Source organism: Pseudoalteromonas sp. 2CM39R (assembly GCF_023161845.1).
Genome location: NZ_JALNTM010000010.1, coordinates 39,026 through 65,280, shown reverse-complemented (window position 1 = coordinate 65,280; position 26,255 = coordinate 39,026). Strand labels below are relative to the sequence as shown.

The 26,255-nt window shown below is 42.3% G+C and carries 19 protein-coding genes; 12 read left to right on the top strand and 7 right to left on the bottom strand.

Annotated elements, in window-relative coordinates; genetic code table 11:
• Positions 1–184: 184 nt before the first annotated feature.
• A complete protein-coding gene (locus tag MTF66_RS21425; RefSeq protein WP_248528589.1) occupies positions 185–5,215 on the top strand; it encodes a S8 family serine peptidase in 5,031 nt (1,676 codons plus the stop codon).
• Positions 5,216–5,338: 123 nt separating this feature from the next.
• Here MTF66_RS21425 and MTF66_RS21420 read toward each other — a convergent pair whose 3' ends face one another.
• From MTF66_RS21420 to greB, 4 genes are all read right to left on the bottom strand, one after another.
• On the bottom strand, positions 5,339–7,654 hold the full coding sequence (locus MTF66_RS21420; protein ID WP_248528587.1) for a Tex family protein: 2,316 nt from the start codon (positions 7,652–7,654) through the stop codon (positions 5,339–5,341).
• A gap of 135 nt (positions 7,655–7,789) precedes the next feature.
• The gene (locus tag MTF66_RS21415; protein WP_248528584.1) at positions 7,790–8,371 is read right to left on the bottom strand and encodes a CBS domain-containing protein; all 582 of its coding nucleotides are present in this window, start codon (positions 8,369–8,371) and stop codon (positions 7,790–7,792) included.
• Positions 8,372–8,420: 49 nt separating this feature from the next.
• Positions 8,421–8,726, bottom strand: coding sequence for a hypothetical protein (locus MTF66_RS21410; RefSeq protein ID WP_058586153.1), 306 nt, complete (start codon positions 8,724–8,726; stop codon positions 8,421–8,423).
• A gap of 114 nt (positions 8,727–8,840) precedes the next feature.
• A complete protein-coding gene (gene greB, locus MTF66_RS21405; RefSeq protein WP_248528581.1) occupies positions 8,841–9,323 on the bottom strand; it encodes a transcription elongation factor GreB in 483 nt (160 codons plus the stop codon).
• Between the two features lie 166 nt (positions 9,324–9,489).
• On the opposite strand from greB, the gene ompR reads away from it, so the two are divergent.
• Positions 9,490–10,209 (top strand): two-component system response regulator OmpR, encoded by a 720-nt coding sequence (gene ompR, locus MTF66_RS21400; protein WP_054554428.1) that lies wholly within the window; start codon positions 9,490–9,492, stop codon positions 10,207–10,209.
• A gap of 5 nt (positions 10,210–10,214) precedes the next feature.
• Positions 10,215–11,510, top strand: coding sequence for a two-component system sensor histidine kinase EnvZ (gene envZ, locus MTF66_RS21395; RefSeq protein ID WP_054562852.1), 1,296 nt, complete (start codon positions 10,215–10,217; stop codon positions 11,508–11,510).
• Positions 11,511–11,648: 138 nt separating this feature from the next.
• Here the strand turns inward: envZ and MTF66_RS21390 are convergent, their stop codons facing one another.
• Complete coding sequence (locus MTF66_RS21390) at positions 11,649–13,691, bottom strand: glycoside hydrolase family 97 protein (RefSeq protein ID WP_248528577.1); 2,043 nt, start codon at positions 13,689–13,691, stop codon at positions 11,649–11,651.
• A 160-nt stretch (positions 13,692–13,851) separates the two neighbouring features.
• On the opposite strand from MTF66_RS21390, the gene MTF66_RS21385 reads away from it, so the two are divergent.
• The 3 genes from MTF66_RS21385 (at position 13,852) to MTF66_RS21375 (ending at position 17,361) form a co-directional block, all read left to right on the top strand.
• The gene (locus MTF66_RS21385; RefSeq protein ID WP_248528575.1) at positions 13,852–14,469 is read left to right on the top strand and encodes a methylamine utilization protein; all 618 of its coding nucleotides are present in this window, start codon (positions 13,852–13,854) and stop codon (positions 14,467–14,469) included.
• The gene (locus tag MTF66_RS21380) at positions 14,456–15,685 is read left to right on the top strand and encodes a hypothetical protein (protein WP_248528572.1); all 1,230 of its coding nucleotides are present in this window, start codon (positions 14,456–14,458) and stop codon (positions 15,683–15,685) included. Before MTF66_RS21385 ends, MTF66_RS21380 begins: the two co-directional genes overlap by 14 nt.
• Before the next feature lie 74 nt (positions 15,686–15,759).
• Positions 15,760–17,361 carry a methyl-accepting chemotaxis protein gene (locus MTF66_RS21375; RefSeq protein ID WP_248528569.1) on the top strand — a complete coding sequence of 534 codons (1,602 nt, stop codon included), beginning with the start codon at positions 15,760–15,762 and terminating at the stop codon, positions 17,359–17,361.
• A gap of 55 nt (positions 17,362–17,416) precedes the next feature.
• On the opposite strand, the gene speE is transcribed toward MTF66_RS21375, so the two are convergent.
• On the bottom strand, positions 17,417–18,280 hold the full coding sequence (speE, locus tag MTF66_RS21370) for a polyamine aminopropyltransferase (protein WP_248528567.1): 864 nt from the start codon (positions 18,278–18,280) through the stop codon (positions 17,417–17,419).
• Positions 18,281–18,478: 198 nt separating this feature from the next.
• Between speE and speA the strand changes: the two genes are divergently transcribed.
• From speA to MTF66_RS21350, 4 genes are read left to right on the top strand one after another with little or no spacing between them, the layout of a single operon-like run.
• Positions 18,479–20,359 (top strand): biosynthetic arginine decarboxylase, encoded by a 1,881-nt coding sequence (speA, locus tag MTF66_RS21365; protein ID WP_248528564.1) that lies wholly within the window; start codon positions 18,479–18,481, stop codon positions 20,357–20,359.
• Positions 20,360–20,380: 21 nt separating this feature from the next.
• Positions 20,381–21,259 (top strand): acyltransferase, encoded by an 879-nt coding sequence (locus MTF66_RS21360; RefSeq protein WP_248528561.1) that lies wholly within the window; start codon positions 20,381–20,383, stop codon positions 21,257–21,259.
• Between the two features lie 28 nt (positions 21,260–21,287).
• Positions 21,288–22,211: an acetyltransferase gene (locus tag MTF66_RS21355; protein WP_248528558.1), complete on the top strand. Its 924-nt coding sequence runs from the start codon at positions 21,288–21,290 to the stop codon at positions 22,209–22,211.
• A complete protein-coding gene (locus MTF66_RS21350; protein ID WP_058586162.1) occupies positions 22,208–23,458 on the top strand; it encodes a mechanosensitive ion channel family protein in 1,251 nt (416 codons plus the stop codon). The genes MTF66_RS21355 and MTF66_RS21350 overlap by 4 nt, the downstream gene beginning before the upstream one ends.
• On the opposite strand, the gene chrA is transcribed toward MTF66_RS21350, so the two are convergent.
• Positions 23,455–24,591 carry a chromate efflux transporter gene (gene chrA, locus MTF66_RS21345; RefSeq protein ID WP_248528555.1) on the bottom strand — a complete coding sequence of 379 codons (1,137 nt, stop codon included), beginning with the start codon at positions 24,589–24,591 and terminating at the stop codon, positions 23,455–23,457. The two genes, MTF66_RS21350 and chrA, sit on opposite strands and share 4 nt — an antisense overlap.
• A gap of 33 nt (positions 24,592–24,624) precedes the next feature.
• Here chrA and MTF66_RS21340 point away from each other — a divergent pair, with 33 nt between their 5' ends.
• The gene (locus MTF66_RS21340) at positions 24,625–25,494 is read left to right on the top strand and encodes an ABC transporter substrate-binding protein (protein WP_248528549.1); all 870 of its coding nucleotides are present in this window, start codon (positions 24,625–24,627) and stop codon (positions 25,492–25,494) included.
• Positions 25,495–25,574: 80 nt separating this feature from the next.
• On the top strand, positions 25,575–26,207 hold the full coding sequence (locus MTF66_RS21335) for an OmpA family protein (RefSeq protein ID WP_054562840.1): 633 nt from the start codon (positions 25,575–25,577) through the stop codon (positions 26,205–26,207).
• The last annotated feature ends 48 nt before the right edge of the window (positions 26,208–26,255 follow it).

Sequence of the window (26,255 nt, the reverse complement as noted above, 5' to 3'; positions counted from 1 at the left end):
ATATCCCGCAAAGCGTTTATTTTTACCGCTTTGGTGTTTATTTAATGTTAATTTTGTGTCTCAGGTGTGTACAGGTCGGTTTGACCATGTAACCCCCCCTCTGTATATGTTTGCCTGCTAAATAATTTAGTGTGTCAGCTCAAGCAATTTATGAGCTGTTTAGAATTAAATCAGTGGGAATCATATGCAACCTTGCAATAAGAAAATCGCACACTTGAAGAAAAGTTCAGTAGCCGTACTTACAGCCTTGTATGTCGGTGCTACAGGCTATGCTGCGGCAGAGCCTGGCTTTAACAAAGTGTCAGATAAAGGCTTCTATCAGCCAACATTTACAGCTGAAGATATCGCAAATTACCAACAAGAAAAACAAATCGAAGATCATCCAAGCTTACTCAAAGGGAGTGCTCAACGCTTAAATCAGCACTATCAAAGTCAGCAGCCGGAACATGTTTTTCAACCTCAAGATGGGGTGACAGGGATTCAAACTTACATTGTGCAAATGCATGATGAACCTGTAGCAAGTTATCAAGGTGATATTCAAGGCTTCAGCGCTACAGCCATTACAGAGTCACGTTCTTTAATGGTAAAAGAGCGCATTGATACAGCTTCGCAAAGCGTGCGTGCGTATCAAGGTTTTTTAAAGCAACGTCAAACAGCAGTATTAAGTAAGGCGCGTGCAATAGGTGCCAATATTGCAATTAAAAAGCAATTTACTCTTGCAAATAACGCGGTAGTGGTCGAAATGACACAAGCTGATGCAGAGCTACTTGCGACACAATCAGGCGTAAAGCGTATTACTCCTAACCGTATTTTTGAATTACGCACAGACCGTGGTCCTGAGTTTATTGGTGCTGATCATTTATGGCAGGGTGCAACACCGGCTTCATCGGTAGGTGTTAAAGGTGAAGGTATGGTTGTAGGTATTATTGATACAGGTATCAATACAGACCATCCTGCATTTGCTAGTGACGAACAATACAGTGAGAAAAATCCACTAGGTGCAGGTAACTTCGTAGGCGACTGTGAGGAAGAACCTGAGCTATGTAATGACAAGCTAATTGGTGTTCGCTCATACCCAGAAATCACTGCAATGAATGCCGATTATCAATTTGCACGTGCAGATCGCCGTCCTGAAAATGGTGAAGACTATAATGGTCACGGTTCTCACACAGCAAGCACTACGGCGGGTAATTACATCGAAAACACACCGCTTCAAGCTGCAACAGGTGAGAAGGTAAGTGATGGTGAAAACTTACCATTTACGTTTGAAAGTACCAGCGGTGTGGCACCTCGTGCGCACATTATTTCGTACCAAGTGTGTTATGCAGGAAACTCGGGTGATCTATATTCTGGCTGTCCTGAGTCAGCTATTTTATCAGCATTTGAAGATGCAATTGAAGATGGTGTAGATGCAATCAACTTCTCAATTGGTGGTGGTGAAAGCTTCCCGTGGGAAGACCCAATGGAAATGGCTTTCTTAAGTGCGCGTGAAGCAGGTATTTCAGTGGCAGCAGCAGCGGGTAACTCAGGCCCATATTATATGTCTGCGGATCATACTTCGCCTTGGGTAACTACTGTAGGCGCTTCAACCCATGATCGTGTAATGGACTTAGGTGCTAAAACCATCAATAACTTCCAAGGTACGCGCACGCCTTATACTGGTGAGTATTCAGGTAAGAGTTTCTCTGGCGGTATCACAGGTGAAGTTGTACTTGCTGAAAAGTACGACGATCCGAACGAAAATGATGATTACGATGCAGCAAGTTGTAATGCCCCTTTCCCAGCAGGCACGTTTACATCTGACCAAATTGTAGTGTGTTTACGTGGTGACATTGCGCGTGTCGACAAAGCTAAGAACGTGGCAGCTGGTGGAGCAGGTGGCTTCATTTTACAAAACATTAGTTCGGCAGAAAATATTGTTGCTGATAACTATGTAATCCCAGGTATTCACCTACCAGCAAATGCACGCTGGACAATTCGTAACTGGATTAATGCTAACCCTGATGGCGCAGCGATTGCGACAATAGGTGAACCAGAAAATCATTATTCATTTGATGAAGAAGCAGGTAATGAACTCGCGATCTTTAGCTCAATGGGGCCAAGTTATTACATCAATAACCTTGTTCCAGATGTGACGGCACCAGGTGTGGATATTTACGCAGCGAATGCCGATGACCAACCATTTACAGCTAATCCTCGTGCATCTGACTGGACTTTCATGAGCGGTACTTCAATGGCTACGCCGCATGTTACTGGTGCAATGACGCTACTTATGCAAATGCACCCTGATTGGACGCCTGCAGAAATTCAATCAGCGCTAATGATGACGGCGAACAAAGTGCGCATTTCTAATGGCGTTACTTTAATTGACCCATACTACAACTTCATGGCTGGTGGCGGTGCGATTGACGTAGCACAAGCTGCCAATGCGGGTCTTATCATGGATGAGACTATTGAAAACTATCATGATGCGAACCCGCGCAATGGTGGTTTAGTAGAGTGGCTTAACCTACCTTCGTTAGTTAACCAAGACTGCGAACTTGAATGCACGTGGATGCGTACAGTTAAGGCCACAAAAGATGGTACTTGGGATGCAACAGCTTATGGTTGGGCTGTTGAAGGTGAAGAAGAAAGCTTTGGTGTAGAAGTTAGCGTAACACCAAGTAATTTCACACTTCAAGCAGGTGAAACACAAGATGTGATGGTTACTATGAAGTTGCCGAATATCATCGAGTCTAAGCTTGATCCTGTTGAAGAAGGTGCGCCTTGGGACAATATCTTAAATAAAGATGCTTGGTTCAACGGTAAAGTGTTATTCAAGAACACTGATGGCGACTCACCTGATGCTCATTTCACATTAGTTGCGAAAAACGTCATTGATGAGTTACCAACCATGGTTGATATCGATATGGCACGTGCAAGTGCATCAGAATCAATCGTTGTTAATACCGATAGCTACAGTGAATTTACGCCGACTTATTATGGTCTAGTAAAACCAACGGAGATTACCGCAAATATCTTAGGTGTTGCACCTTATGTGACAAAAGACCGCGTTGAAAAAGCGTGGGATATCCAGGCGTTTGAAGTACCAGAAGGTACAAAACGCTTAATGGTTAAAGTTGCATCTACCGAGCAAACTACAGATCTAGCAGACCTTGTTGAGCCTCGCTGGCAAATGAAAAAAGCACACTTGGTTGTGGGTTATGATGCTAATGAAAGCGGCTCATTCATGGTGTCTGATGAAGAGATTGCGGAAGATTCTACTGCACTGATCAAAGCGCTTAATGAAGAAATGATTTGTTATTCTTCAAGCAGTGTTGAAGATAACTACTGTAACATTATTGACCCTAAGCCTGGTAAATACTGGTTTGCGACCGCAGCTCTAGCAGGTTTACGTGATGTTGGTTACCAAACAGTGACGCATTACGCCATTGTTAAAGAGCAAAATACTGGTGAATTCAGTGTATCAGCGCCACAGCAGCACAGCGGCAATGGTAACTATGAAATTGCTGTAAATTGGGATTTACCAGATGCGCAACCGAATGATGTTTATTATGGCGGCTTTGCATTAGGTAATGCTGAGGGAGCTGAAGGCACCCTTGGTTTCACATCGGTTAATTTAAAGCGTGATGCAGAGGCGCTTACTTTAAATGTTGACCAAGACACTGCTCGCGCTATGGACCTAGTTAACGTTAATGTTAAACTTAAAGCCAACTATGAATCTAAAGCACGTGACTATTCATTGTCATTGACGATTCCTGATGGCATGCAAGTTTGGCCTGAAACGCTAACTTCAAACAATGAAGAAGTTGAAGCTTCGTTAGTTGTAGAAGGCAACACGTTAACTATTCAAGGTACACAAGACGCAACGCGTAACGTACAACGTGATTATGTGGTAACTAACAACATCACTAATGAGATGTGTAAAACGCCAATGATTGATGAATTCTCGACAGGGGGATATATCGATTTATGGGGTGATTTCCGCATTCAACCTGAAGCTGCTTGGTATGAAGGTGGCTCAAATGTGTACTTTGATGTGCCAATTGATTGGTTATTCTATAAAGAAGGTGCGAAGTTTGAAATTTACAACCAAGTAAATAATAACGAAGTACGTTTACACCCAACAGGTGCAATGCAGTTCACACCTATTTGGTGGATGATGAGTGCACACCGTGGTCCTGGTTTCTTAGTTGAAGCGCTAGCACCATTCTGGCGTGGCTCGTTTGAAATCGAAAACCTTCGCAATCCAACGGATCCAACAGGTCTAACAATTGCCTCTCAGTATAAAGAAGAGCGTCCTGACTTAGGTGATCTCGTATTCTTGGAATTCGATAACGTGACTGATAAATACACAGGCGACACGTTTGACTATGAAGTGATTTTACGTAGTGGTATCGATGACCATGAAGGTATGTTCGAAGCTATCTTTGCTTACGATAACCTAGGCGCAGGTGTTGATGAAGGGACTATCTTTATTGAAGGTGGTGATAGTGTTTACTCTACAACTGCCGGCTTTAAAGACGGTGCATTAAGCAATGTGGTTGGTTATGACGACCTTGGCAAGATCTTACAAGATGACTTAGTGATCTGTTTTGATTATGTTGGCCCAGAGCAAAGTGAAGTTGAGTTTAACTTTACTGCTACGGTTATGCCTGATGCGAAAGGTTCTGTGCAAGATATCACCCTTGATTACCAACTAGGTAGCCAAGAAGGTGGTATGTTAATGCACTCTATTGGTGTACAAAGCAATCTGAAAATGAGCGACATCGCTGATATGACGGTAGCAGAAAATGGCCGTATCGATGGTGTTGATGTGATGGTTGTTGATGTAGATCAGTCGCCAAATGAATTAGTGGTAACCGGTGAGAATGTTACGGCTGAAGTTGACGGAATGTCGTTTAACTTAATCCCTGATGCACATTTCCATGGTGAAACAATGGTGACAGTCACAGTACAAGATAAAGCTAACCCAGCAGACAAAGTAAGCAAAGAATTCTTGCTTATGGTTGAGTCTGATGGTGTAGAGCTTGGCTGTACTGATGCTGCTGCAACTAACTATGATGCGACTGCGAATGAAGATGATGGTAGCTGTGAATTCGCTTCACAAGTAACACCTGAAACTGAAGCTGAAACTAAGAGTTCTTCAAGCGGCTCATTAGGTCACTTCATTGTGTTACTACTGCCATTACTTGCACTTCGTCGTCGTAAGTAATAGCGATAAAGGCTCAGTTTATTGAGCCTTTCATAGCAACGAGACTGATTAAGTTGCTATACAAATAAAAAACCGCGTAAGTTTACACTTACGCGGTTTTTTTCGACTTATGCCTACAGCCTATTATTTTTTCACTTTTGCATTGGCAAATGCATCAGCAAAGGCATTACCCATGGCAACATTGCCAAACTCGCGTTTTTGCTTAGGTGCACTTTTCGCTTTCGCAGCTGGCTTAGGTTTGCTAGCTGGTGCGGCTTTATTGCTGGTATCAACATCATCATCTAAACGCATGGTAAAGCTAATACGTTTACGAGCAGCATCTACTTCAACTACTTTTACTTTAACAATATCGCCAGCTTTAACCACTTCACGTGGATCAGAGATAAACTTGTTAGTAATCGCAGAAATATGCACTAAACCATCTTGGTGTACGCCCACATCAACGAAGGCACCAAAGTTTGCAACGTTAGACACTACACCTTCTAAAATCATACCTGGTTTTAGGTCGTTAATAGTTTCAACACCGGCTTTAAATTCAGCTGTTTTAAACTCAGGACGCGGGTCACGACCCGGTTTATCAAGTTCTTTGATAATGTCGGTAACCGTTGGTAAACCAAATTTTTCGTCTGTGTAGTCGTTTGCAACGAGCTTATTTAGGATGTCAGGGTTACCAATTAGGCTGTTTACATCTAAGCTGTTCTTCTCGCAGATACGCTTAACAACCGGGTAGGCTTCAGGGTGAACTGACGAGTTATCAAGAGGATCTGAGCCTGTGCTGATACGTAAGAAACCGGCAGCTTGTTCAAAGGCTTTTGGCCCTAAACGTTCAACTTTTTTAAGTTCAGAGCGTTTGCTAAATGAGCCATTCGCATCACGGTAGCTAACAATGTTTTGTGCTAATGTTTTGTTTAAGCCAGATACGCGAGTCAGTAGTGGCACCGACGCCATATTTAAGTCTACACCCACTGAGTTTACACAGTCTTCAACCACTGATGTTAGTGTTTGACCAAGTTGGCTTTGCGATACATCGTGCTGATATTGACCTACACCGATAGATTTAGGCTCAATTTTTACCAGCTCAGCAAGTGGGTCTTGTAAGCGGCGCGCAATAGACACAGCACCACGTAGTGAAACATCAAGGTTAGGGAATTCATTAGCGGCAAACTCAGATGCCGAATAAACAGAAGCGCCTGCTTCACTAACCATCACTTTATTAAGTTTAAGCTCAGTGTTGGCTTTAATCAGTTCTGCTACTAATTTGTCAGATTCACGTGAAGCCGTACCATTACCAATAGCGATTAGCTCAACTTTATGCTGGCGGCATAATTGCTCAAGAGTACGAAGCGATTTATCCCAATGATTTTGTGGTGCGTGCGGGAAAATCGTTTGTGTTGTTAACAGCTTGCCTGTGCTATCTACAACGGCAATTTTACAACCAGTACGTAAACCAGGATCCAGACCTAACGTGGTACGTGGACCTGCTGGAGCGGCCATTAATAAATCTTTTAAGTTCTTAGCAAAAACGTCAATTGCGCCGGTTTCTGCTTTTTCGCGCATTGCACCTAAAAACTCATTCTCAAGGTGAAGGCTTAACTTAATTTTCCATGCCCATTGCACTACGCCCATTAACCAAGCGCTTGCTGCAGAGTTGCTAACATCTAAGCGATAATGATCGGCAATCATTTGTGCACACACTTGCGCCGGGTTTTCTGCGCTTGGCTCTGGGTTGATACTAAGTTGTAATACGCCTTCATTACGAGCACGAAGCATAGCAAGTGCACGGTGTGATGGTACTTTCTTAAGCGGTTCTTGATGCTCGAAGTAGTCGCGGTACTTTACACCTTCATTTTCTTGGCCAGCAATTACAGTACTTTCAATTTGACCATGTTGTGCGATATGGCTTCGGAATTTAGCTAGCAGTTTGGCGTCTTCAGCAAAGCGTTCCATTAAGATAAATTTAGCGCCATCTAGCACTGCTTTATTATCTGCAAAGCCTGCATCAGCATTAATGTAGTCACTTGCTTGTTGTTCAGGGTCTAGGCTAGGGTTGTTAAATAGCGCATCGGCAAGCGGCTCAATACCCGCTTCAATGGCAATTTGCCCTTTTGTACGACGCTTAGGTTTGAAAGGCAGATATAAATCTTCAAGCTCAGTTTTACTGTCAGCGTTATTAATATCAGCACTTAGCTCGGCTGTTAGTTTGCCTTGCTCTTCAATAGTATTAAGGATAAAGCTGCGGCGCTCTTCTAATTCACGTAAATACGATAAACGCTGTTCAAGTAAACGTAGTTGCGTGTCATCTAAGCCACCAGTTACTTCTTTACGATAACGGGCGATAAAAGGAACTGTGGCACCTTCATCAAGTAGTTTGATTGCAGCAACAACTTGTGGTTGCTGGGCACTTAGCTCTGTTGCTAAGCGTGCAGAGATATTGCTCATGCATAAACCTTTTTAAAAATAGAAAATCAGTAAAACTGAAGATTAATTGCCTGAATAATATCACAATAAGAAGGCCTTAAAAGCACTGCTTTTAAGGCCTGCAAAAATAGTCTTACACAACGCAGATTTTAACGCTTAGTGCGGGTGATCAACCTGCTGTAATACTTCGCTAAAGCCATTAGCAATTGGGTTGATATTAACAGGGATATGTAATTTTTTAGCGATCTCTCGAGCTGAAATCAAACCACATATTTCTTGTTTAGCACTGGTTACTAATAAGAACATCATACCTTGGTGTTCCATGGTTTGCAGTGCATCGCCAATACTTGCGTAGCTGATGCTTTGCAGGCTCACACCAGCTAAGCTGCTAAGTGGCGTCATTACATCGTGTAAAGTAATTTCGTCACGGTGTAAGTTCAAGCGCTGTGCAAGGATCATAATTTTTGAGCTTTGCAGATCAGCACTAGAGGTGATGCCGAGTAGTTTATCTTCGCTATCAACCACTAAAATAAAATCTGAGCAACAGCTATTTGTTTGCTTTAGAGCATCAACAATAGTGGTGCCGTAATGTGCACGTAAAGGGTCTTTTTTAGTAAAGCTATTAAGTACTTTTAAAGCTGAAGAAGTGAGTTCTAGTGTTGGCTCAACTTCATTCACTGCATTAGATAATGCGCCATTAGAGATATCTTGAAGACGTAATTCTTTGAAATTATTCATTTTGGTCACCATACATTTTAATAAAACTGAAATAGAAAATTTGAGTTAATTAAAAAGCAGGAGGCCCTCGCTGGTGCGCGCTATAAACAGACACCTTATTACAAGGGTGAACATACGAAACCACACGTGCATCTGGCAGTGGTTGGGCTACATTAGCAACGAACGCAGGAGTATGTTTATCGAGGTCGGTATCTAAGTTGGCAGGGTCTGCACTATCACACGCAATAAAGTGAGCGGTTGGCGTAACACTGTCTGAATGGCTCTCTATATCACTGGCGTAAGATATCAAACTCACACTAATTAATAGTGCGAATACAATGGCATTATTCATTATGCGTTGTATTGCGTTTGACATACTTACTACCTTCTAAAACTCAAGTAATGATTTATCTTGAGTAACTTTAGTTATAGATCACATTTTTAGACTAAACAATCACTAATTAACGCTTTCTGAATTTTCTGGCAAAAGTTATTTCTCGTCCGGATAAGTTATCTCGTTGATATACCATTCTTTTGCGCCTTCAGGCGTGTTCACCGAAAAATCATCATCTACCTGTTTGCCAAGTAGCGCTCGAGCCATAGGTGCATCAATCGAAATGTAATCTTTGCGCTCGTAAATTTCGTCGGGGCCGACAATACGAAAGCGCTTTGTTTCGCCTTGCTCATTCTCAATTTCGACCCAAGCACCAAAAAACACTTTTCCCGCTTGCTGTGGGTTGTAGTCAACAATTTTAAGATCTGGCATGCGTTTACGAAGATAGCGTACACGGCGATCTATCTGTCGTAAAACACGCTTATTAAATTGATAATCTGCGTTTTCAGAACGGTCGCCTAAGCTTGCTGCCCAAGTAACAATTTTGGTAATTTCAGGGCGCTTTTCATGCCATAAGTAATCATGTTCTTGTTGTAATTGCTGATACCCTTCTCGGGTTATTAAATTTGTCTTTGCCATTTTATTCAGCCTAAAAAGAAAACCAGCCGCAAGGTATAAAAGTCTTTTACCTTTGTCGAGTGGGATTTTGAAATGTTCAGTAACAATCTAAGCGCGTAATTCGTTTTTTATTCTTAACTTTTTCATTTATATTAATAAGTAACATATTACAAAAAGAATGAAAGTTATGGGACACGAAACGACAAAAGTATTGGTTGTTGATGACGATATGCGCTTACGTAGTTTGCTAGAGCGTTACCTTGTAGAACAAGGCTTTATTGTTCGCTCAGCAGCAAATTCAGAGCAGATGGATCGCTTATTAGAGCGTGAAAACTTCCACTTGATAGTATTAGATTTAATGTTACCAGGTGAAGATGGGTTATCAATTTGCCGTCGTTTACGTCAAAAAGAAAATGACATTCCAATTGTAATGCTTACAGCCAAAGGCGATGAAGTTGACCGTATAATCGGTTTAGAGCTTGGTGCTGATGATTACATTCCTAAACCATTCAACCCACGTGAACTGTTAGCGCGTATTAAAGCAATTTTACGTCGTCGTGCTAAAGAAGTGCCAGGTGCGCCTGCTGCCGAAGAAAACGAAATTAGCTTTGGTGATTTCACACTAAACCTTGCGACCCGCGAAATGAGCCATGGTGATAAAACAATGTCGTTAACCAGTGGTGAGTTTGCGGTATTAAAAGCATTAGTGACTCATCCACGTGAACCGCTTAGTCGCGATAAATTGATGAACTTAGCTCGTGGCCGAGATTACAGTGCGCTTGAGCGCAGTATCGATGTTCAGGTTTCACGCTTACGCCGTATGATTGAAGTGGATGCTGCTAATCCTCGTTATATACAAACAGTATGGGGCTTAGGCTACGTATTTGTGCCAGACGGTGAAAAATAACAGTAATGGGCATGTTTCCACGTAGTGCGTTTGGACAAACGGTATTTTTGGTTGCAGCCTTGCTGTTAATCAATCAAATTGTCTCTTATATCACGGTCAGTTTTTATGTTGTTAAACCAACTATAGAACAAGTAAACCTGATCCTTTCGAAACAGGTGAAAACCGTGTTTATCGAATGGGAAGAAGGCGTTGAGGTAAGCAAGGAAGCCTCAGACAAGTTTTTTGAGATCACCGGCATCGAAGTGATGACCCAGCGTCAAGCGATGAGTGAAGGGTTGGCTGAAACTCGTGAGTACTCCATGCTATCGCGCAGTATGTCGAAAGAACTCAATGGCTCTGCTCGAGTACGTATTAGCCAAACCGATCCACTTGTTTATTGGGTTGAAGCACCGCAAGCACCGGGTTATTGGGTGCGCGTGCCACTCACCGGCCTGCAAGAAAACAACCTGAAGTTCTTAACCTTTTATTTATCGAGTATTGGCTTTTTAAGCGTACTCGGTGGGTGGTTATTTGCCCGTCATCTAAATAGGCCTTTAAAGGCACTGCAACAAGCCGCTGTGAAAGTAGGGGTGGGTGACTTTTCTACCAAATTAGAAGAGCAAGGCTCTACTGAAGTCATTGAAGTAACCCGAGCATTTAACCAAATGTCGCGAGGTATTGCTGCCCTTGAGAATGACCGTCGGTTATTAATGGCAGGTGTTTCCCATGACCTGCGTACACCGCTTACACGTATTCGCCTTGCCACCGAAATGATGTCGGACGATGAAGATTACCTGCGTGAAGGGATCATTCATGATATTGAAGATATGAATGCCATTATTGACCAATTCATTGAATATTTACGCCATCACAAACGTGAAGAACTTGAGCTAGAAGACTTAAACGCGATTGTTTCTGAAGTTGTCGAAGCTGAACAAAAACATCACCGCACTATTACCTTTAAAGAGAATCCGAGCTTAAGCGAAGTGCCAGTGAGTATGGTAGCAATAAAGCGTGTTGTTACTAATATGATTGAAAACGCAATTCGCTATTCAGATGGTGATATAGAGGTTGAAACCCGCGTGAGCAGTAATAAAAAGTTTGCCATGGTCGTGGTTAACGATCACGGCCCGGGGATCCCAGAAAGCGAACTTGAAACTGTATTTGAACCGTTTAAACAAGGTGATGCCGCTCGCGGTAGCGAAGGCAGTGGCTTAGGCCTTGCGATAATAAAGCGTATTGTCGATATGCACGGCGGCCGAGTACAACTACTTAATCGCCCAGAAGGTGGCCTCAGCGCACAAATCTATTTGCCTTTTTAAAAGTATTTAGCTTTAAGCCTTAAGCTATAAGTTTCAAGCAGCCCGAGTGGGCTGCTTTTTTATGGCAATAAAAAAACGCGACATCAAATGCCGCGCTTTTCATAATTTTTTAGCAACTAGCAACTAGCAACTAGCAACTTAAATCGCTTTAAAACGAATCGCTGTGCCGCCGCTGGTGGCAAGCTTTAACGTTAGCTTATCATCAGCAGTCACTATGCGTTTTTCTACTTTTAAGTCGTAAGGGTTATTTACCCATTCGGCTTTGTCACCGTCACGGTAGATTTGCGCTTCAAACTTTTTATCTTTATCTAAGAAGTCTAACTTCACTTCTAAAGTGCGGGCTTTTTCGTCTGTAACAGCACCTAGATACCAGTCGTTACCTGAGTATTGATCACGCTTGCGTTCTTTACGTGCAAATACAACGTAATCGCCTACTTCACCTTGTAGTGCAATACTTTGTTGCCAATCAGTTGGTACATCCTGAATAAACTGGAATGCATCTGGCTTCGCTAAGTAGTTACGTGGTAAATCTGCCGCCATTTGAATTGGGCTGTACATTACAACGTATAGCGCTAATTGCTTCGCTAGGGTTGTTTGTGGGCGGTTGGTATCAGCACCTAAACCGTTAAAGCCCATATCAAAAATACCTGGCGTAAAGTCCATTGGGCCTGCAAGCATACGCGTGAAAGCTAGCATTGGAATATGCTCTGGTGGGTTCGGCGGTGTACCCCATGCGTTAAACTCTTGACCACGGGCACCTTCACGAGCAATCCAGTTAGGGTATGTACGACGTAGGCCGGTATCTTTCACAGGCTCATGCGTGTTGATACTAATTTTATGTTTTGCAGCAAGTTTTACGTTGTGTAAGTATTCATTAACCATGAACTGACCATCGTGCCACTCTTTGCGTACAATGCCGTTTTCATCGATACGCTTGATGTTACCACCGTCAGCGACATAACCTGTTTTAACTTGGCTTACATTTGATTTTTCGTATAACGCAAATGCATCTTCCATTTGGTTACGGTAGTTGGTCACGTTGCCCGAAGTTTCGTGGTGACCAATTAACTGTACGCCTTTCTCTTTGCCGTAACGTGTCAGCTCTTCAATATCAAAGTCGTCATAAGGTTGTGTGAAGCTAAATACGTCACCGTTATAGAACCAGTCGCCATCCCAGCCAGTATTCCAACCTTCAACTAATACGCCATCGAAGCCATATTTAGCAGCGAAGTCCATGTAATATTTAGTGTTTGCAGTAGTTGCACCATGAATTTTACCGCTACCCCAAGTATTTTCATTGATGTGCATACCCCACCAAATACCTACGTATTTACCCGGTTTAACCCAAGATACATCACCCAGTTTATTTGGTTCGTTTAGGTTTAAGATGATATCTGAGTTGATTAAATCAACGGCTTCATCACCAATTTGAATTGTACGCCAAGGAGTATTAAATGCGCCTTGTTTTTTGACCGCGACACCGTCTGACCAAGGTGTTAAATCGGCTTGGAAAGTACCATCACGACGTTGATTTAAAACCATGCCTGCATAATCAACAAGGGCTGCTTCGTGAATACTGATATGCACACCCTCTTTATTTTTTATAGTAAATGGTGTGTGCACAAGCGCCGCTTTATGAAGTGGGGTGGTGTTATAAACATATTCATAACGGTTCCAACCACGAGCGGGGATCCACCAAGCTGTTGCATCTGATGAGTCTGTAATAGCAAACTCTGTAAGCTCTTTAGTGATTTCTACATCATCATAGCCAGCTTGTTTTGGTAATTCGTATCGAAAGCCTACACCATCATTAAAAGCACGAAAACGTACCGTAAACGTACCACCTTGCGGTTGTGGTTTTTTAAAGGTAACAGCGACTTCGTTATGGTTATCAACCACAGTTTGGCGTTCACCCCAAGGTTGCTCCCAGCTGCTTTTTACCGAATCAGTGGTTTGGCTGCTAATTTTGTAACCTTCACTCATTGCTGGTTGTTGTTTAAAAACAAGGCCTAACGAAGAGTTAGCAATGACTTGTTTACCGGCAAAGCTGATTTCGTAGCTAGGTGTGTGTTGCTCATCTGAGATAGTTACTTTGATCTGCCCATCAGGTGAACTGACGGTTGTGGTTTGTGCTAGGCAAGTACCTGAAAAGGCTGCTAACATTAAGGCAGTTAATCGCATTGTTGTTCCTTGGCGGCTTATGGTTATGGATTGTTGTCATGTATTCACTTATATCCTTAAAGCATAAAGTGACTTGCTGGTTAATACGAGAGATCTGCATACGTATTCAACAAAGTGAACGCGGCGATATCCAGCCCAGCACCTAAAAAGGTTTAGCAAAATGACAAGAATAACCCTGTTGCTACTACTATTGTTTAGTCAATGTTTATTGGCACAGCAAATACAAATAGTTGATAAGCAGAATCAACCTGTCAAAAATGCCGTGGTTTGGCTTAAAGGTTCAAAACAACTTACATCTCTTGATAGTCATTACACGATGAGCCAAAAAAAGCGTGCCTTTGTGCCTCATGTGTTGGCAGTGCCACAAGGGGCTAATGTTGAGTTTCCTAACCTTGATTCAATCATGCACCACGTTTATTCATTTTCTAAAACAAAGCAATTTGAGTTAAAGCTTTACCACGATAAACCAGAAAAACCGATTAACTTTGCACAATCGGGGGTTGTTGAGCTTGGCTGTAACATTCATGACTGGATGCTGGGTTACATTGTGGTTGTAGATGGGGGTATTTATGGGCAAACAGATGAGCAAGGTATGGTTGAGTTACGCTTACCAGAAGGTAAGTTTACTTTGGCAGTTTGGCATGACCGCTTTAATGATATCAGCACACCTGAAACCATTGATATGACTAACAATGCAAAGTCATTGAGCTACCAGCTAAAACAAGCCTTATTACCAAAACTAGAATTAAGCAGTGACGAGTTTGATGATTATGAATAAATGGCAAGCTTTAGCATTGGCGAGTGTTTTTGGGTTGCCCGCAGTGGCATTTGCTGAGCATGATGGGCTGGTGACTGTTTCGGCTGTGCGTGGCGACCAACTAGCGAGCTATCAACGCAAAGGAATTGGCTTATACCGTTATGACCAAGGGCATGATGGAGTTGTGATATCCCAAGCTATGCTGAGTAGTCGTTTTGAGTTAACGAGTGATTGGTCTGCGCATACAGTGCTTAACGCCCATCCTGATCCTGAACTAACAGTCGGTTTTACTCAGGCTTATTTACAATATCAACCGCTCACTGCAAGTCGTTACAAATGGGCTGTTAAAGCGGGTGGCTTTTATCCAAAAATGTCACTTGAAAACCCACAAAGTGGTTGGATGTCACCTTATAACTACACTAACTCTGCAATTAATTCTTGGATTGGGGAAGAGGTGCGGGCCTTTGGTTTAGAGGCAAACATCAAGCGCCCAGGTAGAAAGTTTAGAAGTAACCATAGTTTTGAAGGCTTTGCTGCGGTTTTTAAAGGTAACGATCCAGCTGGAACACTCTTGTCATGGCGAGGGTTCGCTATGCATGACAGGCAAACCACGTTCAATGAACAAATCGACTTTGCTATTCCACATTCTTTTGAGTGGGCGCAGTTAGATAAGCAAGCTGAGTATGTGGAGCCTTTCGAAGAAGTCGATGGGCGCTTTGGTTATTACGTCGGTGCACATTGGGATTATCAAAAAAAATCGCAATTACGTGTTTATTATTATGACAACAATGGCGATCCAGGTGCGTTGAATACCCGTACTGGTCAATATGCGTGGGATACACGTTTTTTAAGCGCGGCATGGTTGTTTAAGTTTAATAAGCAAACCCGCATTATTGTACAGATCCTTGATGGTAAAACTGCGATGGGTACTAATCGTGGGGTAGACAATGATTTTTATAGTCATTTTGTTTTGTTAAGTCACAAGTTAGACCAGCATCGCCTCACAATAAGGTATGATTATTTTAAGGTTAGCGATCATGATGATTGGCAATTTGATCCTAACCAAAGTCGTGGAGAAGCTTTAACCGCAAGTTGGCGTTATCAACTGTCGACCAAGTGGCAAGTAGGTGCTGAATATTCAGTGCTGAGCAGTGACGCTCAAAATAGACCCGGTATGGGATTTAATGAGCATAACTCGCAGCAGCAATTGCAACTTTCAGCGAGTTGGCACTTTTAATTTCATACACTTTTTTAGTTTTTCTACTAACATTCTAATGAACGTGCTGATTAGAATTTGAATTAGGATAATGTATGAAGTTACAAAGCATTCGCGTCAAAAGTTCTTTGCCTATTGTGCTACTTGGCATTGCTATCGTCATTTTAATTGCCGGCTATACCTATCTAATTAACCTTCAAAAAGAAGCGATTGATGCACAGTCTGAACGTTTCTTAAATGCGGTTTCTGTGGTTGTTAATGCTGACCGAGATTTATACCAAGCCAAAGTAGCAGAGCTGCACCTGGTTACCCAAATGAAAGGGGATAAAGGCCAACTTACTGATCACCAAGAAAATGCTGAGCAAGTTAAAGACCGTTTCAAGCAATATTTATCTTACATGTCGCCATACTCTGAGGTGACTGGTCAGTTTCGTAACTTTGATAGCGCATTTGACGCTTGGTATACAGCATCAACAGCTCATATTAATAACCCAGCAAATGCTTCACAAAAACAAGCGTCGGAGCAAAGCTTTTCGGCACTACGTGATATTTTAGATAAAGCAGGTGAAGCGGCAGACAAAACCTCTCAAGCAGAAACAGAAAAGCTGATGGATAAAGTAATGGGCTTTAAAGTGTTGCTTATGGTGATGATTGCAGTGGTTTTAGCTGTTGCTGGTTGGTTTAGTTATTTTGTACCGCGTCAGCTTACAAAACAAATTAACTTTGTCACAGAGCGGATTAACGAGATAGCCTCTGGAGATGGAGACCTAACAGGTCGTATCAATGTTAAAACGCAAGATGAATTTGCTGAGTTAGCAACCGCATTCAATCGCTTTTTAGATAATTTACAGCAGTTAATCAAAGATATTTTAGAGCAAGCGAGCGAGCTACATAATCTAGGTAACGATTTAGATAACTTTGCTAATCAAAACCATCAAGTTAACCAAAAGCTCAGCCAAGCATCTGAGTCTATAGTCAGTGCTGTCCACGAAATGAGTGTAGCAAGTCGCGAAGTGGCGAATGTGGCGCAAAACTCATCTCATGAAGCTGATAATTCCCAGCAGCTAGCTAAACAAGGCTTAGCTGCGGTTGATAATTCAAGCCGTAAAATTAATGCCCTGTCAGACAATATGGAGCATGCTAGCCAGCGTTCAACTGAGTTGCAACAAAGTTCAGACAACATTGCTAAAGTGCTTGAAGTTATTCGTGCTATTGCTGATCAAACTAACTTACTTGCACTGAATGCGGCAATTGAAGCGGCCCGTGCCGGAGAGCAAGGGCGAGGTTTTGCGGTGGTTGCTGATGAGGTTCGCACCCTTGCAACTCGTACGCAAGAGAGTACTAATGACATTCAAACTATGGTTGAGCAGTTTGCATCAAGCGTTGAGCAGTCACTGCAAGCTATTAACAGTGGTAAGCGTTATGCAGATGAAGCAGTTGAGTCATTCACACAAACCAATGATGTGCTCAACTCAATGCAAGAGTCATCAGTTAAGGTAAATGATATGGCGATGCAGACAGCGCAAGCGACTGAAGAGCAAACCGCTGTGGCAGATGAAATTAGCCAAAATTTATCAGACTTAAATGACCAAACCCAACAAGGGGGCGGCTTAGCAAGTTCAACACAAGAAGTAGCTAATCGCATGAACCAACTAACTAATGAGCTAAATCAATTAGTGAATCGATTTAAAGTCTAGTTAAAGCCAACAAAAAAGGGCTCAATGAGCCCTTTTTTACATCTAGCTAAAACGCTTACTTTTTCTCAAAAGCACGCTTCATATAATTTGGTGTCGCTAATGCGCCGTAGTGAATACCTGCATTGTAGTATTCTGTGCTTTGCGCAAGTGTATTTGCATCATTTTCACGAAACCCTGCGAATGCTTCTGATTTACGTGCAAGCGTTACTGACCATAAGCCACTTGGGTAAATTGGCTGTGGGAAAGGCAACGTTTGTAGGTCAACAAAACCCACTTCTGTCATTGCATCACGCATTTCTACTAATAGTGGCATATGCATTAGTGGTGATTCACTTTGCTGAATTAAGATGCCACCAGGGCGAAGTGCAGTTAAACAGCTAGTATAGAAAGCGTGGTTGAATAAACCTTCGCCTGGACCAACTGGATCTGTACCATCAACAATAACCACATCGATTGATTCAGGTGCAGCTTCACGCATGTACTTGATGCCGTCGTCAAACATCACTGTCGCGCGAGGATCTTGGTTTGATTCACACAACTCAGGGAAGTACTTAAGTGACATTTGCGTCACGACTTCGTCGATATCAATTTGCGTTACGCTTTCAACACCAGGGTGTTTTAAAACTTCGCGTAAAGTACCGCAGTCACCACCACCAATGATCACAACATTTTTTGGATTTGGGTGTGCAAGCAATGCCGGATGGCTGATCATCTCGTGATAGAAAAAGTTTTCACGGCTACTTACCATAGTACAACCGTCAATAATCATCAGATTACCGAAGTCAGTTGTTTCGTACATTTCTACTTTTTGAAATGGCGATTGCTGTTCATCAAGCTTTTTAGTAATGCGTAATGAAAAGGCACTACCATCACGGTCACTAATTTCAGTGAACCAGTTGTTTTGATCTAAATTAGCCATCTTGCTTATACACTTTTGGTTAATGGTAAAAAAGGGGGGCAATTTTGCCAGTGCTTGACCAATTGCTCAATCAAATTTTAATCAGTATAGCGAATATTTTTTATCACTTTGGCATATAGCGCAATTTTTGTTAGCGTGGTCAGCCCTGGCGTATTAAAATGTGCGTTTATATCTATTGAAATTACAGAAGACATTGCCATGACTTGGGGTTTAGACAAAGCACGCGATACATACAATGTTGCTCACTGGAGTGACGGTTACTTTGACATTAACGCACAAGGTGAGCTGGTGGCTTACCCTGATGGCGATCAAACTAAAGCTGCGGTGTCTTTATCTGAACTAACCGAGCAATTCAAAAAGCAAGGTCTTACTTTACCTGTACTAGTACGCTTTACCGACATTTTACAAAATCGTGTTGATACCCTAACGAGTGCTTTTACTAAAGCCTGTAATGCCCGTGAATACCAAGGTAGTTATACCTGTGTTTACCCAATCAAGGTTAATCAGCAGCGCTCTGTTGTTAGTAAACTACTTGCTCATCCAAGTGGTTTAGTCGGCCTTGAAGCCGGCTCAAAGCCTGAGCTTATGGCGATTTTAGGTGTAGCACAAGAGCCAATTACCATTGTTTGTAATGGCTACAAAGACAGTGAGTTTTTACGTTTAGCCTGTATCGGTCAAGGCATGGGCCATAAGGTTCATATTGTTGTAGAAAAACTGTCTGAACTAACCACCTTATTGGCTGAAATTGATGACTTAGGTATTGAGCCATCAATCGGTATTCGCATTCGCTTAAACTCGGTAGGCAAAGGTAAATGGCAAAATACCGGTGGTGAAAAAGGCAAATTTGGTTTAACTGCAGGCCAAGTACTTTCTGCGGTTGAGCTACTTAAATCACGTAATAAACTTCATTTAATGCAACTTGTGCATTTCCATATCGGCTCTCAAATTGCCAATATCCGTGATATTCATCGAGCACTGCGAGAATGTGCTCGCCATTTTGCAGAGTTAACACAGTTAGGCGTACCACTTAATACAGTTGATGTTGGTGGTGGCTTAGGTGTTGACTATGAAGGCTCTGGTTCACGTAGTTCATGTTCAATGAACTACAGTGTTGATGAATATGCACGTAATGTAGTGAATGCATTTGCTGAAGTGTGCCAACAACATGAGCTTAAACACCCAGCCATTATTACTGAATCAGGCCGTGCGTTAACAGCGCACCACGCAGTATTAATTACAGATGTTATTGATGTTGAGCGTGCACCTAACCATGCGAATCCAACTGCACCAGATGCAGGTAGCGTATTAGTGCTCGATGAAATGTGGCAGTGCTTACAGCGTTTAACGCCGCGCATGGCATTAGAAATTTATCATGATGCAATGCACCTATTCAGTGAAGCCCATGATCAGTATGTGCATGGCTTACTCACCATGCTTGAGTGGGCGAAGCTAGAGCAGCTTTATTTCACTATTTTACACCGCGTTCGTGCATCCCTCAGCGAAAATGCCCGTGCCCACCGTGAAGTGTTAGACGATCTAAACGAAAAACTGGCCGACAAGCTATTCGTTAATTTCTCATTATTCCAATCACTGCCAGATGTTTGGGGTATTCAGCAACTTTTCCCTGTGATGCCAGTAGAAAACCTTCATCAGCCATTAACGCAACGGGCTATTATTCAAGACATTACCTGTGACTCTGATGGACAAATTCGTAACTATGTTGAAGGTACAGGTATTGAGAGTAGTTTACCTATTCCTGAGTACAAGCAAGGTCAGCAATACCACATTGCCATGTTCTTAGTGGGCGCGTATCAAGAAATTTTAGGTGATTTACATAACCTGTTCGGCGACACAGATTCAGTGCATGTTGAGCTTACTGAAGCGGGTTATCAGCTGACTAACGCAATTAAAGGTGACAGCGTTAAGGACGTATTAAAGTTTGTTGATTATGATAGCGACATTCTTGCTGAAAACTTTGCAAAACGGGTTAACTCACTGGCAATTGATGAGCAATCTAAGGCACAATATTTGTCAGAACTAAATGCAGGCCTTGCTGGCTATACGTATTTTGAAGATTAAGCATTAAAGGAATAAGTAGTAATGTCCATGATCCGTTGTGTGTTCAGTTTTATATTTTACACCCTCAATACACTTTTTTGGTTTGTGCCCATCTTTATTTGTGGCGTGATTAAACTGATCCCAATTAAGCCTCTACAAAAAGCAATGAGTTGGATAGCTAAGCAATGCGCCACTATGTGGGTGAGTTGCAACAGCATCAACCAAAACATATTTGCTTCATATAAGCTAAACGTGACAGGTCTTGAGCAACTAAAAGCGAAAGACTGGTACTTGGTTATCGCAAATCATCAAAGCTGGGTAGATATTGTTGTAATGCAACGCGTGTTTAATCGCCGCATACCGTTTTTAAATTTTTTCTTGAAAAAAGAGCTAATCTACGTTCCTTTTTTAGGCCTTGCTTGGTGGGCATTGGATTTCCCATTTATGACTCGCACGAGTAAAGCTCAGTTAAAGAAAAACCCTAAATTGCGTGGTAAAGACTTAGAAACGACGCGTAAAGCTTGTGAAAAGTTTAAAGAAATGCCAGTAAGTATCGTTAACTTTGTTGAAGGTACGCGTTTTACACAGCAAAAGCACTCGCGCCAAAATAGTCCTTTTGAGCACTTGTTAAAGCCAAAAGCGGGTGGTGTTGCGTTTGTTATGCAAGCAATGGGTGAGCAAATTTCCAAAGTGGTTAATGTCACTATTCATTACCCTGGTGGTATTCCTAGCTTTGTGGACTTTGCCAGTGGTCGTGTAAAACAAGTCGAAGTGCGAGTAGAAGTGATGGAAGTAAGCCCTAATTTAATCGGTGATTACACTGGTGATGCTGAGTTTAGAGTTAACTTTCAAGCTGAATTAAACCGCATTTGGAATGAAAAAAACCAGCAGCTAGCCGAGTTAGAAGCAAAAACGCAGTAGTATTGCTAACGCAGTCGAGAGCACACTTATGTTAAAGAAATTTTTACCAAATTGGTTAACAGGCGTTCTAGTTAGCATTGTCTTGTTTGCTAATGTAATCATTTGGGGCACGATTGTACTGCTCTTTGGTGTGCTTAAGCTAATACTGCCATTTAAAGTGGTTAGCGATATTCTTCATGCGGCTTATCGCGGTTGGTGTAAAGGTAACCGCTTGGCTTTGTGGTTAGGTTGCCCCACAATAGATGTTGATATTAAAGGCAAAGTCAGTACAGATGGTTGGTACTTACTTATCTCTAATCACATGAGTTGGCTAGACATTGTTGTTCTAAGCGCGATTGATGTTTTACCTGCGCCAAAATTTTTCTTAAAAGATGAGCTGAAGTATGTGCCATTCATTGGCACCGGCGCGTGGGCCATGGGTATGCCTTTCATGAAACGTGTTAGCAAAGCACAGCTGGCAAAAAATCCTAAGCTGAAAGGTCTCGATGTTGAGCGCACTAAGCGCAGTTGCCGCGACTTTCGTAATCACCCGACAACCATTATCAACTTTGTTGAAGGCACGCGCTTTACGTGCCAAAAACACAAAAAGCAAAATAGTCCGTTTACTTATCTTTTAAAACCAAAAGCGGGTGGTATTGCATTTGCCCTTGAGGTGTTAGGCGAACAGTTTGATGCATTATTAAATACCTCGATTATTTACCAAGGCGAGGGCGACCATATTTGCCGTAACCTGATGCGTGGCCGCCTTAATGTGATCAAAGTTGAAATGCACGTACAAGCAATTAGCGCAGAGATGATTGGTGATTATCAGCATGACCGCGCATTTAGAACGGCTTTTCAACAACATATTAATGAGTTATGGTTGAAAAAAGACGCTCAGCTACTAACTTATCATCAAGCCCAACAAGCTGAGTACCTTGCCAATATCAATAAAGAGGTTGAAGCGCCATGAAGCAAACTCACCTGCAAGAGCTGGTGATGCCTTGGTTTGAATCAATGCCAGACGCGGCGCTGTTAAGTGCATTAACGGCTACAGCGATTGGCGTTGGCTCATTATTATTAATTTATATGTTTACCCGTCGACTGCTGCTACCGGGTATTCAAAAGGTTGTTACACGTCTGTCTCCAGAGCGCATAGGTGCGCTTACTCCAATGCTCAATAAACTGAATCGTCGTTTTGCGGGGATATTGTGCTGCGTACTTTATTTGGCAACCTTTGATTATGTATATCCAGTTCATGATGTTGCTGCGTTGGTACTTAAAACCGTAGGCCAAGTTGCATTGATCATTTATGGTGGCTTCATTTTAAGTAGTGTGGTGAGCATTGCTGGTGGCATTTATAACCAACTTGACTTTGCCCGCGATATTCCGATTCAGGGTTTGATCCAAGTTGTAAAACTTATCACATTTATGGTTTGCGCCATTCTCATTGTGAGTATTTTGCTAGAAAAGTCGCCAACTTATATTCTTTCTGGCTTTGGTGCGATAGCGGCGGTAACCTTACTCGTATTTAAAGATACCATTTTGGGATTTGTCGCCAGTATTCAAATTGCAGCTAATCGATTAGTGACCTATGGTGATTGGATCCAAGTGGATAGCTATGGCGCGGATGGCGAGGTTATCGACCTTGGCTTAAATACGGTAAAAGTACGTAACTGGGATAACACTATCACAACCATTCCAACCTATATGCTAGTTGCTGGGTCATTTAAAAACTGGCGTGGTATGCAAGAGTCGGGTGGTCGTCGTATCAAGCGTGCTTTAAACATTGATATGAACAGTATTCGTTTGGTTGATGATGCGTTTCGAGAGCAAATTGATGCTGCTATTCCACTTAACGACTATATTCGTGTTTCAAGCTTGCCCGATCCGGTGACAAACCTTGGCTTGTTCCGTCGTTATGCTGAAGGTTACTTAAAACAACATGAGAAAATTAATCGTGATTTGACCTTAATGGTGCGTGAGCTACAGCCGATGAATCACGGCTTACCTATTGAGTTTTACTGCTTTAGTGAAGATAAGCGTTGGATTTCATACGAGCACTTGCAAGCAGAGATCATGGATCACCTGCTTGCTGTGTTGCCAATCTTTGGACTCAGACCTTATCAAAGTGTTACTGGGCAGTTAAGTACAAGCGAAGCTCAAACAGGGCTAAAACCAAGTATCAAGGTTGCTAACCCTGTGCGCGAAAAAACTTAAAACTGACTAACTAGCACGCTCAGTGCAATAAAGCCTAACAATAGCCACCAAATAGGTGGCTTTGCCATTCTTAGCCACGTAAATGCTGCAATGACTAAAGCTACTTGCCACAAATTTTGCACTGCCGATTGCCAAATAGGTGAATAAAGGGCGGCAGCTAAAAAGCCCACTACGGCCGCATTTAACGCTGCAATACTGCCCGCAAAGCGAGGCTTATCAGCCAGCTGTAGCCAGCTTTTCATAAAGGCTAACATCAATAAAAAGCCCGGTAAGAAAATCATGATGGTCGCGACAATCGCACCTATAAGTGGTGTATTCGGCGACACTTGTGCGCCTAAGTATGTGGCGATAGTGAACATCGGTCCAGGTATGGCCTGAGCACTGGCATAAGCAGATAAAAACTGCTCGGTTTCAAGGCTCGGCACGCCAGCTTGTAAAATGGGTAACACAACGTGGCCGCCACCAAAGACCATAGCGCCAGTTTGGTAAAATGGGGCAAACAAAGAAAACCCTTCGCCTAAAGGCAAAAAGCTAATCAGTAACAAGACGGTAAATAAACAAAGCGGTAACCAAGCAATTTTCACAGGTTTATGTTCTTGGTTCTCTGGCAGTTTAAGCTGAGGATAAAACCAACCTATGGCTGCAGCTGCAATCAGCACTATAATTTGACTTGATAACTGTGAGAAAACAATCAGTGCAATCGTGCTCAATACCGCGATAAGCTTGTGTAAGTGGTTTTTGCAAAAGCTCATTGCCATAGTGTAGGTCGCATCGGCAACAATCACCACAGCGAAGAGTTTAAGCCCGGCAATGACCGCAAAGTAAATATCACCAAACTGGTGAGCGCTAAGAGCCAAAAAGAACATAATTAAAAATGAGGGCAGGGTAAAGCCAACAAATGCACACAGGCCTCCCAGTATTCCTCCTTTTTCAACCCCCATTGCAAAGCTAACTTGGCTTGAACCAGGGCCTGGTAATGCTTGGCTTAGGCTAATCAATTGCGCATAGCGCTCAGCAGTGAGCCATCTTAAGTTATCAACAAAGTGGCGCTTAAAATAACCAAGGTGTGCCGCAGGACCGCCAAAGCTCATACAGCCTAATAAAAAGAATTGTTTAAAGATGATAAATAACATTACTTTTACCGTTACAGGGTGATTGTTTCTATTATGACAAAATTGTATGACATTTTTGTGGTTTTTATGACACAAGGCCGTCTACAATATAGAGAACGAGTGAACGTAGTTATGAGTATCACTATGAAACGCTATATTATCAGTTTATTTTTATTACTATGCAGCAGCTTTGCATTTGCAACCTCTTTTGAGAAAGTTGTGGTGGCTGTTGATCATGCGCCTCCTTATGGCATGGTCTCTGAAGATGGTAGAGTCAGTGGCGCAATAGTGGATATTATGCGTGAAATGCAGCGTACCTTACCAATAAAGCTTGAATATGTCGCTTGCCCGTTTTCTCGTTGTTTAAAAATGCTCGAGCAAAATGAGCTAGATGTGATGGGCGGGCTTATTCGCACAGAAGCGCGCGAGCAAAAAATACAGTTTCTTACCCCGCCGTATATGATGCTGTCATCTTCTTTCGTGTTTTATGCCAGAGCCGATAGCGAGCTTAAAATAAACAATTATCAAGACCTAGTCGGTAAGCGTATTGCGGTAATGCGAGGCGCTGCGCACTTTCCTCGTTTCGATAATGATAAAACACTCACTAAAATTGAAGCGTTAAGCGAACATAATGCTTTTGATATGTTATTAAAGGGCCGCGTTGAGCTGGTAATTGCTGTTGAAACCACAGCTGACCACGCCTCAGTGTTTTTGCAGCGACCTTCACAAGAAATTGTAAAAATGCCCTATCGCTATAAAGATGTTATTTATGGTCACATTGCCCTAAGTAAACAGTTTGCAAGCTCGGGTTTAGCCGAAAAAATTCAAGACCGCCTCAATACGTTAGTCCTCAATGGCCGTTTAACAGAATTGGTCAAAAGTTATAACTTACCTCCGGTTACTGCTGTAGCAATCGATAAGTAACCCATTCTTCATAGTTTGTTCATAGACGTTCATTCATAATTGTTAACAATTCAATTTGAATAATTGCCATGGAGAGACACATGACTTTTACAAAATCAGTTTTAACAGTGGGCGTATTAGCCGTTCTATTAACAGGTTGTGAGACAACGAATACAGGTAAAGGCGCTGCGATTGGTGCTGCAACAGGTGCAGTACTAGGTAAAGCAACTGGCGACCATGACGATAAACGTATCTTTATTGGTGCGGCTATTGGTGCATTAGCAGGTGCAGCCGTTGGCGATTATATGGATAAGCAAGAAGAAGCATTTCGCGATGAACTAGCAGGTTCAGGTGTTGAAGTGGTTCGTGAAGGCGACAATATTCGTTTAGTGATGCCATCAAATATTACTTTTGCAACTGATCAATCTTATATTTCGTCTGGCTTTCATAGCACTCTAGATGCGATTGCTAAGGTTATGAATAAATACGAAAAAACCTACTTAAGTGTTGAAGGTCATACCGACAGCACAGGTAAAGATAGCTACAACATGACGTTATCTCAACAACGTGCACAAAGCGTAAAAGACTACTTAGTGAATCACCAAATTATGTCTGCGCGTATCAGCACACGAGGTTATGGTGAAACACGTCCTGTGGCGAGCAATGACTCAGCAAATGGCCGAGCTTTAAACCGCCGCGTAGAAATTCAGATCGTACCGAATACACAAGGTTAGATTTTATATCTAGATTTGTGGTCAGGTTTGATATGCCCTTTCAAACCT

Excerpts from the sequence above, each read along its gene's own strand:
- MTF66_RS21340 (WP_248528549.1), top strand. The coding sequence starts at position 24,625 with ATGACAAAATTGTATGACATTTTTGTGGTTTTTATGACACAAGGCCGT.
- chrA (WP_248528555.1), bottom strand. The coding sequence starts at position 24,591 with ATGTTATTTATCATCTTTAAACAATTCTTTTTATTAGGCTGTATGAGC.
- MTF66_RS21425 (WP_248528589.1), top strand. The coding sequence starts at position 185 with ATGCAACCTTGCAATAAGAAAATCGCACACTTGAAGAAAAGTTCAGTA.
- MTF66_RS21390 (WP_248528577.1), bottom strand. The coding sequence starts at position 13,691 with ATGCGATTAACTGCCTTAATGTTAGCAGCCTTTTCAGGTACTTGCCTA.
- MTF66_RS21420 (WP_248528587.1), bottom strand. The coding sequence starts at position 7,654 with ATGAGCAATATCTCTGCACGCTTAGCAACAGAGCTAAGTGCCCAGCAA.
- MTF66_RS21375 (WP_248528569.1), top strand. The coding sequence starts at position 15,760 with ATGAAGTTACAAAGCATTCGCGTCAAAAGTTCTTTGCCTATTGTGCTA.
- greB (WP_248528581.1), bottom strand. The coding sequence starts at position 9,323 with ATGGCAAAGACAAATTTAATAACCCGAGAAGGGTATCAGCAATTACAA.
- ompR (WP_054554428.1), top strand. The coding sequence starts at position 9,490 with ATGGGACACGAAACGACAAAAGTATTGGTTGTTGATGACGATATGCGC.
- MTF66_RS21385 (WP_248528575.1), top strand. The coding sequence starts at position 13,852 with ATGACAAGAATAACCCTGTTGCTACTACTATTGTTTAGTCAATGTTTA.
- MTF66_RS21380 (WP_248528572.1), top strand. The coding sequence starts at position 14,456 with ATGATTATGAATAAATGGCAAGCTTTAGCATTGGCGAGTGTTTTTGGG.
- MTF66_RS21410 (WP_058586153.1), bottom strand. The coding sequence starts at position 8,726 with ATGTCAAACGCAATACAACGCATAATGAATAATGCCATTGTATTCGCA.
- speA (WP_248528564.1), top strand. The coding sequence starts at position 18,479 with ATGACTTGGGGTTTAGACAAAGCACGCGATACATACAATGTTGCTCAC.
- MTF66_RS21355 (WP_248528558.1), top strand. The coding sequence starts at position 21,288 with ATGTTAAAGAAATTTTTACCAAATTGGTTAACAGGCGTTCTAGTTAGC.
- speE (WP_248528567.1), bottom strand. The coding sequence starts at position 18,280 with ATGGCTAATTTAGATCAAAACAACTGGTTCACTGAAATTAGTGACCGT.
- MTF66_RS21360 (WP_248528561.1), top strand. The coding sequence starts at position 20,381 with ATGTCCATGATCCGTTGTGTGTTCAGTTTTATATTTTACACCCTCAAT.
- MTF66_RS21350 (WP_058586162.1), top strand. The coding sequence starts at position 22,208 with ATGAAGCAAACTCACCTGCAAGAGCTGGTGATGCCTTGGTTTGAATCA.
- MTF66_RS21335 (WP_054562840.1), top strand. The coding sequence starts at position 25,575 with ATGACTTTTACAAAATCAGTTTTAACAGTGGGCGTATTAGCCGTTCTA.
- MTF66_RS21415 (WP_248528584.1), bottom strand. The coding sequence starts at position 8,371 with ATGAATAATTTCAAAGAATTACGTCTTCAAGATATCTCTAATGGCGCA.
- envZ (WP_054562852.1), top strand. The coding sequence starts at position 10,215 with ATGGGCATGTTTCCACGTAGTGCGTTTGGACAAACGGTATTTTTGGTT.